The sequence below is a fragment of the Salinarimonas sp. genome (assembly GCF_046292825.1).
In the GTDB taxonomy this organism is placed as follows: domain Bacteria; phylum Pseudomonadota; class Alphaproteobacteria; order Rhizobiales; family Beijerinckiaceae; genus Salinarimonas.
The window spans coordinates 1-14,553 of sequence record NZ_JBKBQG010000016.1; the positions used below are offsets into that span (position 1 = coordinate 1).

At 72.8% G+C, this 14,553-nt stretch carries 13 protein-coding genes; 11 read left to right on the forward strand and 2 right to left on the reverse strand.

Annotation, left to right across the window (positions count from 1 at the left end; genetic code table 11):
* From ACK4UM_RS09795 to ACK4UM_RS09815, 5 genes are all read left to right on the forward strand, one after another.
* Window positions 1–774, forward strand: a 774-nt coding sequence (locus ACK4UM_RS09795; protein WP_409798252.1) for a hypothetical protein, incomplete at its 5' end; no start/stop codon positions are given.
* A gap of 74 nt (window positions 775–848) precedes the next feature.
* Window positions 849–1,184, forward strand: a complete 336-nt coding sequence (locus tag ACK4UM_RS09800) for a hypothetical protein (RefSeq protein WP_409798254.1) — start codon at window positions 849–851, stop codon at window positions 1,182–1,184.
* Window positions 1,185–1,247: 63 nt separating this feature from the next.
* Window positions 1,248–4,118 (forward strand): MASE1 domain-containing protein, encoded by a 2,871-nt coding sequence (locus tag ACK4UM_RS09805; protein WP_409798256.1) that lies wholly within the window; start codon window positions 1,248–1,250, stop codon window positions 4,116–4,118.
* 59 nt (window positions 4,119–4,177) lie between these two features.
* Entirely contained in the window at window positions 4,178–4,687 is a 510-nt protein-coding gene (locus ACK4UM_RS09810) for a MarR family winged helix-turn-helix transcriptional regulator (RefSeq protein ID WP_409798258.1), read from the forward strand.
* A gap of 127 nt (window positions 4,688–4,814) precedes the next feature.
* Window positions 4,815–5,708: a D-amino-acid transaminase gene (locus ACK4UM_RS09815; protein ID WP_409798260.1), complete on the forward strand. Its 894-nt coding sequence runs from the start codon at window positions 4,815–4,817 to the stop codon at window positions 5,706–5,708.
* A 90-nt stretch (window positions 5,709–5,798) separates the two neighbouring features.
* On the opposite strand, the gene ACK4UM_RS09820 is transcribed toward ACK4UM_RS09815, so the two are convergent.
* The gene (locus tag ACK4UM_RS09820) at window positions 5,799–7,628 is read right to left on the reverse strand and encodes a methyl-accepting chemotaxis protein (protein ID WP_409798262.1); all 1,830 of its coding nucleotides are present in this window, start codon (window positions 7,626–7,628) and stop codon (window positions 5,799–5,801) included.
* A gap of 86 nt (window positions 7,629–7,714) precedes the next feature.
* Window positions 7,715–8,143, reverse strand: coding sequence for a rhodanese-like domain-containing protein (locus ACK4UM_RS09825; RefSeq protein ID WP_409798264.1), 429 nt, complete (start codon window positions 8,141–8,143; stop codon window positions 7,715–7,717).
* A gap of 323 nt (window positions 8,144–8,466) precedes the next feature.
* Between ACK4UM_RS09825 and fabD the strand changes: the two genes are divergently transcribed.
* The 6 genes from fabD to ACK4UM_RS09855 all read left to right on the forward strand — a co-directional run bounded on the left by fabD (window position 8,467) and on the right by ACK4UM_RS09855 (window position 14,549).
* Entirely contained in the window at window positions 8,467–9,420 is a 954-nt protein-coding gene (fabD, locus tag ACK4UM_RS09830) for an ACP S-malonyltransferase (protein ID WP_409798266.1), read from the forward strand.
* A gap of 2 nt (window positions 9,421–9,422) precedes the next feature.
* On the forward strand, window positions 9,423–10,160 hold the full coding sequence (gene fabG, locus ACK4UM_RS09835) for a 3-oxoacyl-[acyl-carrier-protein] reductase (RefSeq protein WP_409798267.1): 738 nt from the start codon (window positions 9,423–9,425) through the stop codon (window positions 10,158–10,160).
* 256 nt (window positions 10,161–10,416) lie between these two features.
* Window positions 10,417–10,653 carry an acyl carrier protein gene (locus ACK4UM_RS09840; RefSeq protein ID WP_409798269.1) on the forward strand — a complete coding sequence of 79 codons (237 nt, stop codon included), beginning with the start codon at window positions 10,417–10,419 and terminating at the stop codon, window positions 10,651–10,653.
* Between the two features lie 67 nt (window positions 10,654–10,720).
* Window positions 10,721–11,983: a beta-ketoacyl-ACP synthase II gene (gene fabF, locus ACK4UM_RS09845; RefSeq protein ID WP_409798404.1), complete on the forward strand. Its 1,263-nt coding sequence runs from the start codon at window positions 10,721–10,723 to the stop codon at window positions 11,981–11,983.
* Window positions 11,984–12,118: 135 nt separating this feature from the next.
* The gene (gene mltG, locus ACK4UM_RS09850) at window positions 12,119–13,576 is read left to right on the forward strand and encodes an endolytic transglycosylase MltG (RefSeq protein ID WP_409798271.1); all 1,458 of its coding nucleotides are present in this window, start codon (window positions 12,119–12,121) and stop codon (window positions 13,574–13,576) included.
* Between the two features lie 103 nt (window positions 13,577–13,679).
* Window positions 13,680–14,549 (forward strand): YicC/YloC family endoribonuclease, encoded by an 870-nt coding sequence (locus ACK4UM_RS09855; protein ID WP_409798273.1) that lies wholly within the window; start codon window positions 13,680–13,682, stop codon window positions 14,547–14,549.
* The last annotated feature ends 4 nt before the right edge of the window (window positions 14,550–14,553 follow it).

The window sequence follows — 14,553 nt, forward strand, 5'->3', positions numbered from 1 at the left end:
CTCGCCCGCCTGCTCGTCGGCGCCGCCGGCGCGGCGGCCGTCGTGGGGCTCCTCGCGCTCTACGCGCCGCGCGAGCGCGGTGCGGCGGAGGAGACGCTCGTCATCGGCGGCATCGCCGCGCGGCCGGCTCCGGTGCTGACCGCGCCGCCCGCTCAATGGCGCACGCTCGACCGCCCGCTGATCACGCTCGGCCTCGACGCCTCCGGCTTCGCCGGCCTGCCCAAGACCCATGTGGCGCGCGCGAGCGCCGACGGGACGTTGGAGGACAGCCTCGTCTTCGGCGCCTTCGACGAACCGGGCACGCATCTGCGCCTGATGCTCGCCCGCAACGCGCCCGAGGCGCAGGCTCGACCCTTCTTCGTCGAGACCGCGCTCGTCGCGGCGGAGGCCGGGCTCGCGCTCGCGCGCAGCGGCCAGCCCGCCTGGCACGAGAGCCGGCTCGGCCCCCTCGAGATCGCCGCGCTCGAGCTCGAGAACGGCCCCGTGCGCGCCTGCCTCGCCTTCCGCGGCGGCGCGGATCTGCGGCTTTCGGGCTGGCTCTGCGCCGCCGACGCGACGCCCGCCGACCTCGTCTGCACGATCGAGCGGCTCGTCCTCCTCGACGACGGCGGCGATGCCCGCCTCGCCGCCGCCTTCGGCGAGCGGGCGGGGCCCTCCCGGTGCCGACAGGCGCCGGTCCTCGCCTCCCTCGACGAGACCGATCGCGCGGGGCTCGGCTCGCTCCTCGCCGAGAGCGCCCTCCTGCCGCCGCCGCGCCCGACGCGGACGCCGTGAGCGGGCGAGCCCGCTTGAGCGCGAGCGCGCCTTGCGCTCTAAGACGGACGGCGACATCCGAGCGGGAGATCCCGATGAGCGACGCGCACGAGGCGATCGCGCGGCTGGAGGAGGAGATCGAGGCGCTCGACGCGCGCGCAAGCGGCTGCGCCAAGCTGATGCAGGCGGCCCGCCTCGGCATGGCGACGGGCGGCCTCGCGCTCGCGCTCGTCCTCGTCGGGCTCGTTCGGCTCGGCGGGCTCGGCTTCGTGCTCGCGATCTCGGCGATCCTGATCGGCATCGTCGCCTACGGCTCGAACAGGGCGACCCTGATCGAGCTGCAGCGGACCATCGCCGAGCGGCAGGCGCTGCGCGACCGCATGATCGACGCCATCGCTCCGCGCGAGGTCGGCGGGGGATCGGCACGCTAGATTTCGCGTCCGGTTCGAGGTTAGGGTCTGTCGCCTCGGACGAACGCCACGCGGAAACCGCTCGTGCAAAACGGCTCATCCGGTCTCTCCCGGGACCTCGTCGTCGGCATCGGCCTGACGATCGCCTATTTCGCGACGGCGCTCGTCGGGTTGCAATGGGCGGCGATCGGCGGGGCCGGCTCGCCGGTCTGGCCGGCGGCGGGCGTCGGCCTCGCGGGGCTCCTCCTGCACGGCGTGCGGCTGTGGCCGGCGATCGCGATCGGCCGTTTCCTCGCCGGGATCGCGGTCGGCAGCGAGCACCCGCTCGCCGTCGAGGCGGCGATCGCGCTCGGCAACGCGCTCGGGACCGTCCTGCCGATCCTCGTCCTGCGCCGCACGACGCGGTTCGACCGACGTCTCGTCGGCGTGCGCGACGTCCTGGCGCTCGCCGCGGCGAGCGCCGCGAACGCCGCCGTATCGGCCTGCGTCGGCGTTTTCGCCCTGTGGCTGTCGGCGGGCTTCGGCGCGGGCACCGCCGTGATCGTCGCGGTGAACTGGTGGTCCGGCAACGCCGTCGGCGGCCTCGTCGTCGGATCGCTGATCCTCGCCTTCGTCGGCGCCGGGGGACGCCCGCTCTCGGTCGCGGACCGCCTCCACCTCGCGGCGCTCCTCGTCGTCGCGGCGTTGGCCTCGTGGCTGATCTTCCTCGCGCCCGGACGGACCTTCTTCGGCATCTGGAGCGTGTTCCCGATCCTGATCTGGGCGGCGCTCGCCTTCCACGTGCGGGGCGCGGCCGCCGCGCTCGCGATCGTCACGGCGGTGGCGACGATCGGCGCGACGATCGGGCTGGGGCCCTTCGAACTCGCGCTCACCGCGCTCGGCGGGCGGGTGTTCCTCGCCCAGCAATTCGCCGCCGTCACCTCGCTGACCGTGCTGGTGCTCGCCGCCGCGGCCGACGAGCGGCGCGGGATCGAGGCCTTGCGGCGCTCCGAGGCGCGGCTCGTCGACGTGCTCGAGAGCACGACCGACAGCGTCTACGTGCTCGACCGGGATTGGCGCTTCACCTTCCTCAACGCGCGGGCGAAAGCCGAGATCTCGGCCGGGCGCGACCTCGTCGGCGCGCGCCTCTGGGACGCGTTCCCGGGCGCCGACGACGGTCCGCTCGGGGAGAACTACCGCGCCGCCGTCGCGTCGGGGAGGCCGCGCTCCTTCGAGTTCTACTACAAGCCGCTCTCGAGCTGGTTTCGGGTCAACGCCTATCCCTCCGCGCAGGGGCTGACGGTGTTCTTCCGCTCGATCAACGAGGAGAAGGCCGCCGCCGAGGCGCTCGCCGAGAGCGAGGCGCGGCTGCGGGCCGTGCTGGAGCAGATGCCGGTCGGCATCGCGGTGGCGACCCTGCCGGAGGGTGCGGTCGTCTTCAGCAACACCCGCGCCTTCGATCTCCTCGGCCATTCCCTCGTCGGCCCGCGCACGATCGAGGCCTACGGCGCCCTCGGCGCGCTGACGCCGGACGGGCGGCCGCTGCCGCCGGAGCAGTACCCGCTCGCCCGCGTCGCCCTGCACGGGGAGCGTGTCGAGCGCGCGCGGGTCCCCTACAAGCGCGCGGACGGCGTCGTGATCGAGCTCGAAGTCAGCGCCTCGGCGGTGCAGGACACGCGCGGCAAGCCGGTCCTCGCGGTCGCCGCCTTCGACGACGTGACGGAGCGGGTGCGCGCGGAGGAGACGCTCGCGCGGCTCAACGCCGATCTGGAGCGGCTCGTGGAGGAGGGCGCGGCCAAGATCGTGCAGATGCAGAAGATCGAGAGCCTCGGGCGCCTCACCGGCGGCATCGCCCACGACTTCAACAATCTGCTGATGGTGGTGCTCAGCGCGCTCGACATGCTGCGCAAGCGCATTCCGCCGGAGGATGCCCGCGCCCAGCGCCTGATCGACAACGCGACCGAGGGTGCCCGGCGCGGCACCGCGCTCACCCAGCGCATGCTCGCCTTCGCGCGCCGCCAGGAGCTCGTGCCGCGGCCGACCTCGCTGCCCGATCTCGTGAGCGGCATGACCGAGCTCCTGCGCCGGACGCTCGGACCCCGCATCGCCGTCGAGACGCGCTTCGCGGCGCCGCTCTCGCGCGCGCTCGTCGACGCCAACCAGCTCGAGCTCGCGCTCCTCAACCTCGCCGTCAACGCGCGCGACGCGATGCCCGACGGGGGGCGCCTGACGATCGGCGTCGACGAGGTCGTCCACGACGCGGGCGCGGCGATCCGCTCGGGCACGGCGATGGGCCGCTATCTGCGCATCCGCGTCGTCGACACCGGCACCGGCATGGACGCGGCGACGCTCGCGCGCGCGACCGAGCCCTTCTTCACGACGAAGGACGTCGGCCGCGGCACGGGAATGGGCCTCTCGATGGTGCAGGGCCTCGCGCTCCAATCGGCGGGCGCCTTCACGCTGACGAGCGCGCCGGGGGAGGGCACGACCGCGGAGATCCTCCTGCCGGCGACCGATCTCCAGGAAGACGCCGCCGAGGAGCCCGCCGTCGCCCCGCCGCCCGCCGCCGCCCGCCCGCTGCGCGTGCTCGCCGTCGACGACGACGCCCTCGTCCTGATGGGCACCGCCGGCATCCTCGAGGATCTCGGCCACGAACCGATCGAAGCCGGCTCGGGGCGTGCCGCGCTCGAGATCCTGCGCGCGGGCCGCACCGTCGATCTCGTGATCACCGACCAGATGATGCCCGGCATGACCGGCCTCGAACTCGCCGAGGCGATCCGGGCCGAGCTGCCGGGCCTGCCGGTCGTCCTCGCGACGGGCTATTCCGAATTGCCCGAGGGGGCGGCGGCGCGGCTCGCGGGTCTTCTGGCGAAGCCCTTCACCCAGGAGCAGCTCGCCGCCGCGATCGCCAAGGCCACCGCCGCCGCCGCCTCTCCCGCCGCCACCCCCGCCGCGCCCACGCCTGCCGACGCGTGAGGCGGGGCGGCACGCGCGCGATCGTTGCCATGTCGGCCCATTTTCCCTAAAGCATCCCCATGTCGCACGACGAGGACGACGACGCGCCGGAGAACGCTCGAGACGATCCCGCCCCGGCCCTCGCGCCGGAGCCGGAGGGCATGCGCGGGCGCCGCCGGCGCGGCTACGTGCTTGAGAACCAGATCGGCTTTCTCATCCGCAAGGCGCAGCAGCGCCACCTGAGCATCTTCGCCGCCCACATCCCCGAGGCGCTGACGGCGCAGCAATTCGCCGTGATGGCGAAGCTCGCCGAGACAGGCCCGTGCTCGCAGAACGCGCTCGGACGACAGACGGCGATGGACAATTCCACGATCAACGGCGTCGTCTCGCGGCTCGTCGAGCGCGAGCTCGTGGCGAAGCTGCCCTCCGAGGAGGACCGGCGCATGCATGTCGTCGCGCTGACGCCGGAGGGGGAGCGGGTCGTCGCGCGCGCGCTGCCGATGGCGGCCGAGATCACGCGCCTGACCCTCGCGCCGCTCACGCCCGCCGAGCGGGCGACGCTCGTGCGGCTCGTGCGCAAGATCACCTGAGCGGGTCCGCCCCCGCCTCGCGGGAGCGCGCATGCGGATGGCGCTGCCGCGCGGGTTGCGCGCGCCCCGCGGCTCGTGTGAGCTTTGCTGGCAAGAGCGCCCGAACCCAGTCGAGAGGCCCCTGTCCATGTCGTCGTCCCCCGCCCCGCAGCGCACCGTGTTCCTCAACGGGTCGTTCGTCCCCTTCGAGGAGGCGAAGATCTCGGTGATGGATCGCGGCTTCCTGTTCGCCGACGGGATCTACGAGGTCGCGGCCGTGATCGACGGGCGCCTCGTCGATGCCCGCGCCCATCTCGCCCGGCTCGAGCGCTCGCTCGCCGAGATCGAGATCGCCAATCCCTACTCGATCGCGCGATGGACCGAGCTGATGGCCGATCTCGCCGCCCGCAACGGCTTGAGCGAGGGGCTCGTCTATATCGAGGTGACCCGCGGCGTGGCCGAGCGCGACTTCCCCTTCCCGCCCCGGGACACGGCGCCGACGGTCGTCATGTTCACGCAGGCGAAGGCGATTCTCGCCTCGAAGGCCGCCGAGACCGGGGTCGGGGTGATCACGGTGCCGGATCTGCGCTGGAAGCGCCGCGACATCAAGTCGGTCGCGCTCCTCGCGCAGGTCCTCGCCAAGGAGGCCGCGGCCAAGGCCGGCGTCGCCGAGGCCTGGATGGTGGAGGACGGGCACGTCACCGAGGGCGGCTCGTCCACGGCCTTCATCGTGAGCGCGGAGGGCACCCTCGTCACGCGTCCGCTCTCGAACGCGGTGCTCCCGGGGATCACCCGCCTCGCGGTGAAGAAGATCGCCGCCGACCTGCAGATGAAGGTCGAGGAGCGGCTGTTCACGGTCGAGGAGGCGCACGCCGCGCGCGAGGCCTTCTATTGCTCGGCCTCGGCGATCGTGATGCCGATCGTCTCGATCGACGGCGCCCCCGTCGGCGAGGGCCGCCCCGGCCCCGTCGCCCGCCGCCTGCGCGAGGCCTATCTCGGCCTCGCGCGCGAGGAGGGCGCCCTCGATTCCGATTTCGCCTGAGCGGGCGCTCTGCGCGGGATTCGTAGATTGGGCTCGTCGCGGCAAGCGCGACCGACGCGACGACGACCGAGGGCCAAGATCTCCGAACGCTCACGCCGCGCGCAGGCGCTCGACGAAGCCGGCGACCTCGCGGCGGAGCGTCTGCGCCTCCGCGGCGAGGATGCCGGAGGCGGTGCGGACCTCGCCGGCCTTGTCCATCGTCTGAGCGGCGGACCCCGCAACGGCCTCGACCGAGCTCGCGATCGTCTCCGTCCCGTCCGCCGCCTGGGAGACGCCGCGGGCGATCTCGTCGGTGGCCGCGCGCTGCTGCTCGACGGCGGCGGCGACGCTCGTCGCGATGCCGCTCAGCTCGCGGATCGTGCGCGAGATGCCCTCGATCGCCGCGACGACCTCGACCGAGGCCGATTGGACGGCGCCGATCTGCGTGCCGATCTCGTCGGTGGCCTTGGCGGTCTGGTTGGCGAGCGACTTGACCTCGGCGGCGACGACCGCGAAGCCGCGGCCCGCCTCGCCGGCGCGCGCGGCCTCGATGGTGGCGTTGAGCGCGAGGAGATTGGTCTGCGCGGCGATCTCGTTGATCAGCGAGACGACGTCGCCGATGCGGGCGGTGGCGTCGCCGAGCGCGTGGACCTTGTTGCCGACCGCGTCCGCCTCGCCCACCGCGCTCTCGGCGATGTTCGAGGCCTGGGCGACGCGCGCGCCGATCTCGGCGATCGAGGCGGCGAGCTCTTCGCTCGCGGAGGCGACGGTGCCGACGTCGGCGGTGGCGCGCTTCGTCGCCTCGCCGGCGCTCTCGCCGCGGGTGCTGGTGGCGGTGGCGAGCGCGAGGAGCGCCTCTGCGCTGCCCTCGATCTGGGCCGAGGCGCTGCCGAGCGTCTGCGCCACGCGGGCGACCGAGGCGTCGAGCTGGTCGGCGAGGCGGATCATGGCCTCGCGGCGCTCGCTCTCGGCCCGCTCGCGGGCGGCGTCCTGGGCCGCGCGGGCTTCGTCCTCGTGGCGCGCCCGCTCGGCCGCGACGGCCTCGGCGGCCTGCGCCTCGGCGGCTGCGATGCGGCGGGTGAGGCGGAAGACGAGGCCGATCGTGCCCGCGCCGATCGTCGCGATCAGGAGCGCGAGCCCCCCGAGCGACCAGGCCCGCAGGCTCGCGACCGTGCCGGAATAGCCCGAGGCGTCCCAGCTCGCATCGGCGCGGAAGGCGACGTCGCCTTCGGGCGTGCGGATGTCGAGAACCGCGCTCGCGGGAACCGCGCCCACGGGCAGGGCGAAATTGTCGAGGCGACGCAGGACGCGGCCGTCCTGCGCGGAGAGATAGACGATGCCCATGCCCATCCGCGTGTCGGTCGTCGCGAGCGCGTGGAGCGGATCGGTGTCGACGACGAGATAGCCGGCGAGCCGCAGGCCGCCGATCGGCACCACGACGGACATGCGCGGCTCCCCGCGCTCCTGCCAATGGTGCACGAGCCGCACGAGCCTGTCGGTGCCCTCGCGGGCGCGCAGGCGATCGGCGAGCGCGACGGGCGGGGCCGCCGCCGCGCCGCCGCGATGATCGGCGATCGGCATCGCATCGGTGCCGAGCACCGAGAGCCCCATGACGGAGACCGCTCCGGAGGTGACGATGTCGCGCCGCAGCATCCGCGGCAGCGCCTCGCGCAGGCCTGCGGCGTCGCCGGTGCCCAGGAGCTGGCGGATCTCCGCCTCCTGCGCGACCTGCGCCGCGAACCCGCCGACGCGCTCGACATAGCCGGTCCAGGCCGTCTCCTCGACGTAGCGATCGAGCATCGTGCCGATCTGGGCCGCGTTCGCGTCGTGGACGGCCTCGCCGTAGCGATCGGTCACGACGAGCATGGCCACGAAGGCGGCGGCGCAATTGAGCGCGACCGACACCGCCAGGATGGCGAAGAGCTTGCGACGCTCCGACATGAGGATCCTCGGGTCTCTAGGGCTCGGGGCTTGCGGGGCATCGCCCGCGCAAGGTGCGGACGATGCCCGGGGAACGGATCGCCGGCTCACCAGGCGACGAGCGGGAGGGACTTCTCGCGCCATTCCTCCATGCCGAGCGCGTAATAATAGACGTTGCCGTAGCCGTAGCTCACCGCCTTGACGACGGCGTTCGCCGCGCGTCCGCAGCGCAGGCCGTTGCAATAGAACAGGACGGGCGTGTCCTTCGTCGGCACCACCGCGGCGAGATCCGCCTCGCCGTTGATGTCGGTGTCGATCAGGCGCACGGCGCCCTCGATCCGGCCGGCGTCGAAATCCGCCTGGTTGCGGTTGTCGAGGATCACGAGAGTGGGGTGGCGCTCGATCAGCTCGATCACGCCGTCCGCGTCGACGGTCGTGGCGCCTTCGATCTCCAGCGGCGCGAGATCGGCCTGCGCGGCGGTGGCGAGGCCGATGGCGAAGACGGCGCTCAGAACGGTCTTGAGGACGGTTTGCATGCGTGGCTCCCTGGCACTGGTGACGCTGCGCTGCAGCATAACCTATGTTGATCTGTTGACGTTAGGTGAGTTAGACCTGCTTGGCGCCGGTCTCTTCTTCTGTAGGACGAAGCATGACTCGGACTCTTTAAGGAAACACTGAACCAAATCGGTGCAATGCTGCATCTCGACGAATTCGTCCGTGCCGTTTCGGGGCAGGGCGTCGGGCAAGACGTCTCCGCGCCGGGCGCGGCGCCGGGGGGCGCGTCTCGGCTCGCCTTGACTTCCCGCCCTGCCTTTGCCAAGCCCGCGCATTCTCGGACGCGCCCCGCGAAGGAACCGACATGACCCGTGCACTCGTCTTTCCCGGTCAAGGCAGCCAGGCCGTCGGCATGGGCCGCGCGCTCGCCGAGGCCTTCCCGAGCGCACGCGCCGTGTTCGAGGAGGTCGACGAGGCGCTCGGCGAGAAGCTCTCGGCCCTGATCTTCGAGGGGCCGATGGAGACCCTCACGCTCACCGCGAACGCCCAGCCCGCCCTGATGGCGACGAGCCTCGCCGCCCTGCGCGCGCTCGAGGCGCAAGCGGGCTTCGCGATCGCCCGCGACGCGGCCTACGTCGCCGGCCATTCGCTCGGCGAGTATTCGGCGCTCGCGGCGGCCGGCGCGATCTCGATCGCCGACACCGCCCGCCTCCTGCGCATCCGCGGCGAGGCGATGCAGGACGCGGTGCCGGTGGGCACCGGGGCCATGGCCGCCCTGATCGGCGTCGAGCGCGAGGACGCGGCCGCGATCGCCGCCGAGGCCGCCGAGGGCGACGTCTGCGACGTGGCCAACGACAATGGCGGCGGCCAGGTCGTCGTCTCGGGCGCCAAGGCGGCGGTGGAGCGCGCGATCGCGATCGCGCAGGCGCGCGGCGTCAAGCGCGCGGTGCTCCTGCCCGTCTCCGCCCCCTTCCATTGCGCGCTGATGGCGCCGGCGGCGGAGGCGATGCGCGCGGCGCTCGCGCAGGTGAGCGTGCGGGCACCCGCCGTGCCCGTGATCGCCAACGTCACCGCCGGCCCGATCGTCGATCCGGACGCGATCCGCGCGCGCCTCGTCGAGCAGGTGACCGGCACGGTGCGCTGGCGCGAATCGGTCGCCGCCATGGCCGATCTCGGCGTGACCGCAATGGTCGAGGTCGGAGCCGGGAAGGTCCTGTGCGGGTTGATCCGCCGGATCGCGCCGGGCGTCGCGACGCGCGCCGTCGGCACGCCCGAGGACGTCGCCGCCTTCGCGGCCGACGAAGGGAAGGGAGCTTGACGATGTTCGATCTCACCGGCCGCAAGGCCCTCGTCACCGGCGCGACCGGCGGCATCGGCGGCGCCATCGCGCGCGCGCTGCACGCCCGGGGCGCGACGATCGTCGTGTCGGGCACGCGGATCGAGGCGCTCGACGCGCTCGCCGGCGAACTCGGCGAGCGCGTGCACGTCGAGCGCGCCGACCTCTCCGACAAGGACAGCGTCGAGGCGCTCGTTCCCGCTGCGGAAGCGGCGATGGGCGGGCTCGACATCCTCGTCAACAATGCCGGCATCACCCGCGACAACCTCTTCATGCGCCTCAAGGACGAGGATTGGGAGAGCGTGATCGCGGTCAACCTCACCGCCTCCTTCCGCCTCGCGCGCGCGGCGGTGAAGGGCATGATGCGCCGTCGCTACGGGCGGATCGTGCAGATCGGCTCGGTCGTCGGCACCACCGGCAATCCGGGCCAGGGCAATTATTGCGCGGCCAAGGCCGGGCTCGTCGGCATGTCGAAGGCGCTCGCCGCGGAGATCGCGAGCCGCGGGATCACCGTCAACGTGGTCGCTCCCGGCTTCATCGCCTCGCCGATGACGGACGCGCTCAACGACAAGCAGCGCGAGGGCATCCTCTCGGCGGTGCCCGCCGGCCGGCTCGGCACGGGCGCTGAGATCGCCTCGGCGGTGGTCTTCCTCGCCTCCGAGGAGGCCGCCTACGTCACCGGTCAGACGCTCCACGTCAACGGCGGCATGGCGATGATCTGAGACGGCATGCGATCCCATGCGCGCAGGCACTCGCCAGCGCGCGGGGCGTGTGTTAATCACCCGTGGATTTTCGACGTGGCGCGGCCCCGCCGCCGGCTCTCGGCCGGTCGGGGGCTTGACCGCGGACGCAAATGGGGCTTTTGCATCGCGAGCGTCCCGGGTCTCACGATCCGAGCGAAAACACGAGGTTCACCCCGCGGGCCCGGCACGTGTCGGAACCCGCTAGAAGCGACGAGTGAGACGAGGAACACGAACGATGAGTGACATCGCTGAGCGCGTGAAGAAGATCGTCGTCGAGCACCTGGGCGTCGAGGCCGAGAAGGTGACCGAGAACGCCAACTTCATCGACGACCTCGGCGCCGACAGCCTCGACACCGTCGAGCTCGTGATGGCGTTCGAGGAGGAATTCAACGTCGAGATCCCGGACGACGCCGCCGAGACGATCGTGACGGTCGGCGACGCCATCAAGTTCCTCGAGAAGAACGCCGGCTGAGGAAGGCGCGCGGACCCGCGGCGCCCGAAGCGGCCTCGCGGGCGCGCCTTTCGAGCACATCATGATGATGCGCCGCGTCGTCGTCACGGGCCTGGGAATGGTCACGCCGCTCGGTTGCGGCGTCGACGAGACCTGGGCTCGCCTTCTCGAGGGCCGGAGCGGAGCCTCCCGCATCGAGAAGTTCGAGACCGCCGATCTGCCCTGCAGAATCGCGTGTCAGATCCCACGCGGGGACGGGTCCGACGGGACCTACCATCCCGATACGTGGATGGACCCCAAGGACCAGCGCAAGGTCGACGAGTTCATCGTGTTCGCGATGGCCGCGGCGACGCAGGCGCTGTCCGATTCCGGCTGGAAGCCGCAGAGCCACGAGGACCAGGCCGCGACGGGCGTGCTGATCGGCTCCGGCATCGGCGGCATCGAGGGCATCGCCGAGACGGCGCTCGTCCTGCGGGACAAGGGGCCGCGGCGCGTGTCGCCGTTCTTCATTCCCGGCCGCCTGATCAACCTCGCCTCCGGCTACGTCTCGATCGAGCACGGGCTCAAGGGGCCGAATCACTCCGTCGTCACCGCCTGCTCGACCGGCGCGCACGCCATCGGCGACGCCGCCCGGCTGATCGCGCTCGGCGATGCGGACGTGATGGTGGCCGGCGGCACCGAATCGCCGATCAGCCGCATCTCGGTCGCCGGCTTCGCTGCCTGCCGCGCGCTCTCGACGGGCTTCAACGACGAGCCGCACCGCGCCTCGCGTCCCTACGACCGCGACCGCGACGGCTTCGTGATGGGCGAGGGAGCGGGCGTGGTCGTGCTCGAGGAATACGAGCACGCCAAGGCGCGCGGCGCGAAGATCTACGCCGAGCTCGTCGGCTACGGCCTGTCGGGCGACGCCTTCCACATCACCTCCCCCTCCGAGGACGGCGACGGCGCCTATCGCTGCATGCGGGCGGCGCTGAAGCGGGCCGGGATCACGCCGGGCGAGATCGACTACATCAACGCCCACGGCACCTCGACGCCGCTCGGCGACGAGATCGAGCTGCGGGCGGTCGAGCGGCTTCTCGGCGGCGCGGCGGGCTCCTTGTCGATGTCCTCGACGAAGTCCGCCACGGGCCATCTCCTCGGCGCGGCCGGGGCGATCGAGGCAATCTTCGGCATCCTCGCGATCCGCGACAACGTCGCGCCGCCGACGCTCAACCTCGAGAACCCCTCCGTCGAGACCGCGATCGATCTCGTGCCGAAGACGAAGCGGGAGCGGAAGATCGACGTCGTCCTCTCGAACTCGTTCGGCTTCGGCGGGACGAACGCGTCGCTCGTCTTCAAGCGCGCGTCCTGACGGGCGCCGCGGGCGCAGAGCCCGGGGCGTCGGGTGCGTCCCCGACGTCCCGGGCGCGCTTTCGCCACATTGCTGGATCAGTTCGGCTCGATGCGGGCCGGATCGATCCGGCGCCGAAACGCCAGACGTGAGCCCATGTTCGGACGCAGAGAGACGACCCCGCCGCCCGAGAGGGCGCCGCAGAGCCCGTCCACCCCGGCCGAGCAGCCGCGCATCGCGCCGCGCTCGCCGAACGAGGCCATCAAGCCGCAGGTGGCGCCGCCGCCGCCGCCGCGCCGGATCGGCCGGCCGCGCGGCGGTCTCCTCGCCACGCTGTCGGGCTTGTTCAGCCTCCTCGCGATCACCGCCGTGGCGGCGCTCGTCGCGCTCTTCGTCCTCGCCCAGCAGGCCAACGCCCCAGGGCCTCTGACCGAGGACCGGGTCCTCGTCGTGCCGCGCAATTCGGGCATGGGCGACATCGCCCAGCTCCTGCGGCGCGAGGGCATCATCGAGCAGCCGCTCCTGTTCCAGGCCTACGCCGTCCTCAACCGTCAGCAGGGCCGTCTGCGCGCGGGCGAGTTCATGTTCCGGGCCAATGCCAGCATCAAGGAGGCGATCGAGGTCCTCACCGAGGGCCACGCGGTCCTCTACACGGTCACGATCCCCGAAGGCCTCACCAGCTTCCAGATCGTGGAGCGCCTGCGGCAGAACGAGATCCTGGTCGGCGAGATCGCGGAGATTCCCCCCGAGGGCTCGCTCCTGCCCGACACCTACAAGTTCGAGCGCGGCATGAGCCGCCAGCAGATCGTCGACCTGATGCGCCGCTCGCAGGAGCTGGTGCTCGCCGAGATCTGGGAGCGGCGCATCGACGGCCTGCCGCTCGAGAGCCCCGAGGAGCTCGTCATCCTCGCCTCCATCGTCGAGCGCGAGACCGGGCGCGCCGACGAGCGCCCCCGCGTGGCCGGCGTCTTCGTCAACCGGCTGCGGCGGGGCATGCGCCTGCAATCGGACCCGACGATCGTCTACGGGCTCGTCGGCGGCGTGGGCACGCTCGGCCGCGGCATCCGGCGCAGCGAGATCCAGCAGCCGACGCCGTGGAACACCTACGTCATTCACGGCCTGCCGCCGACCCCGATCGCCAATCCGGGCCGCGCGGCCATGGAGGCGGTCGCCAATCCCTCGCGGACGAACGACCTCTTCTTCGTCGCCGACGGCACCGGCGGCCATGCCTTCTCGGAGACCTACGAGCAGCACCGGCGCGCGGTGGCGCGCTGGCGCCAGATCGAGCGCTCCCGCGGCGAGAGCGGGCCGACGGACGCCGTCGATCCCGCCGACGTGCCCGAGGACGATCCGGCGCTCGAGCGGCAGGGCGCGCTGCCGACGGGCGGGCCCGCCCCGGCGGCGCTCGTCCCGGTCCTCGCGACCAATCCCGCCGACGTGTCGGAGGGAACGCCGCTGGACCCCCTCGCCAATCGCAGCTTCGATCTCGATTCGCCCCAGCGCGTCCCCGAGCTCGAGCCGCTGCCGGGCGAGCTGCCGCTGCCCTCCGCGACGCCGGCCGCCGCGACGGCCGCCGCCGTCCCGCCGCTGCCGCCGCCGCGCCCGGCGCAATGAGCGGCCGACGGAACGGGGCGCCGCGCTTGTGAGCGCGCGCGCGGGCGATTATGGTCCGCGCCCAGCGGCGGCGGAAGGCAGGCAGGACGTGACGATCGCGAGCATGACGGGCTTCGCCCGGGTGGCGGGGACGACCGGGCCCTATGCCTGGGCCTTCGAGGCGAAAGCGGTCAACGGCCGCGGCCTCGAGATCCGCCTGCGCGTGCCCCCCGGCTACGACGCGATCGGCGAGGCGGCGCGGCGCGCGCTCGCGCAGCGCCTCGGCCGCGGCCAGATCCAGCTCTCGCTGACGCTGACCCGCGCGAGCCGCAGCGCCCGCGCCCGCCTCGACGTGGAGGCGCTGGAGAGCCTGGTTGCCGCCCTCAAGGCCGTTCGCCTGCCCGACGGCATCGCGCCGGCGACCCTCGACGGGCTCCTCGCCGTGCGCGGCATCGTGGAGATCGAGGAGGGGGACGATTCCGACCTCGCCGCCGCCCTCGAGGCCGATCTCGCCGCCGCCCTGCCCGAACTCGCCGAGGCGCTCGTCGGCGCGCGGGCCGGCGAGGGCGCCGCGCTCGAGAGCGTGATCCGCGGCCAGATCGACGCGATCGCCTCGCTCGTCGCCCAGGCCGAGGCCCATCCCGGGCGCGCGCCGGAAGCGATCCGCGCGCGTCTCTCCGCGCAGGTCGCGGCGCTCCTCGAGACGGGGACGGCCCTCGACCCCGATCGCCTCCACCAGGAGGCCGTGCTGATCGCCACGCGCGCCGACATCCGCGAGGAGCTCGACCGCCTCGCCGCCCATGTCGAGCAGGCGCGCGCGCTCCTCGACGAGGGGGGCGTGGTCGGCCGCAAGCTCGATTTCCTCGCCCAGGAATTCGGCCGCGAGGCGAATACCCTGTGCGCCAAGGCGAACGATGTCGGGCTGTCGCGCATCGGGCTGTCGCTCAAGGCGGCGGTCGAGCAGCTGCGCGAGCAGGTCCAGAACGTGGAGTGATCCC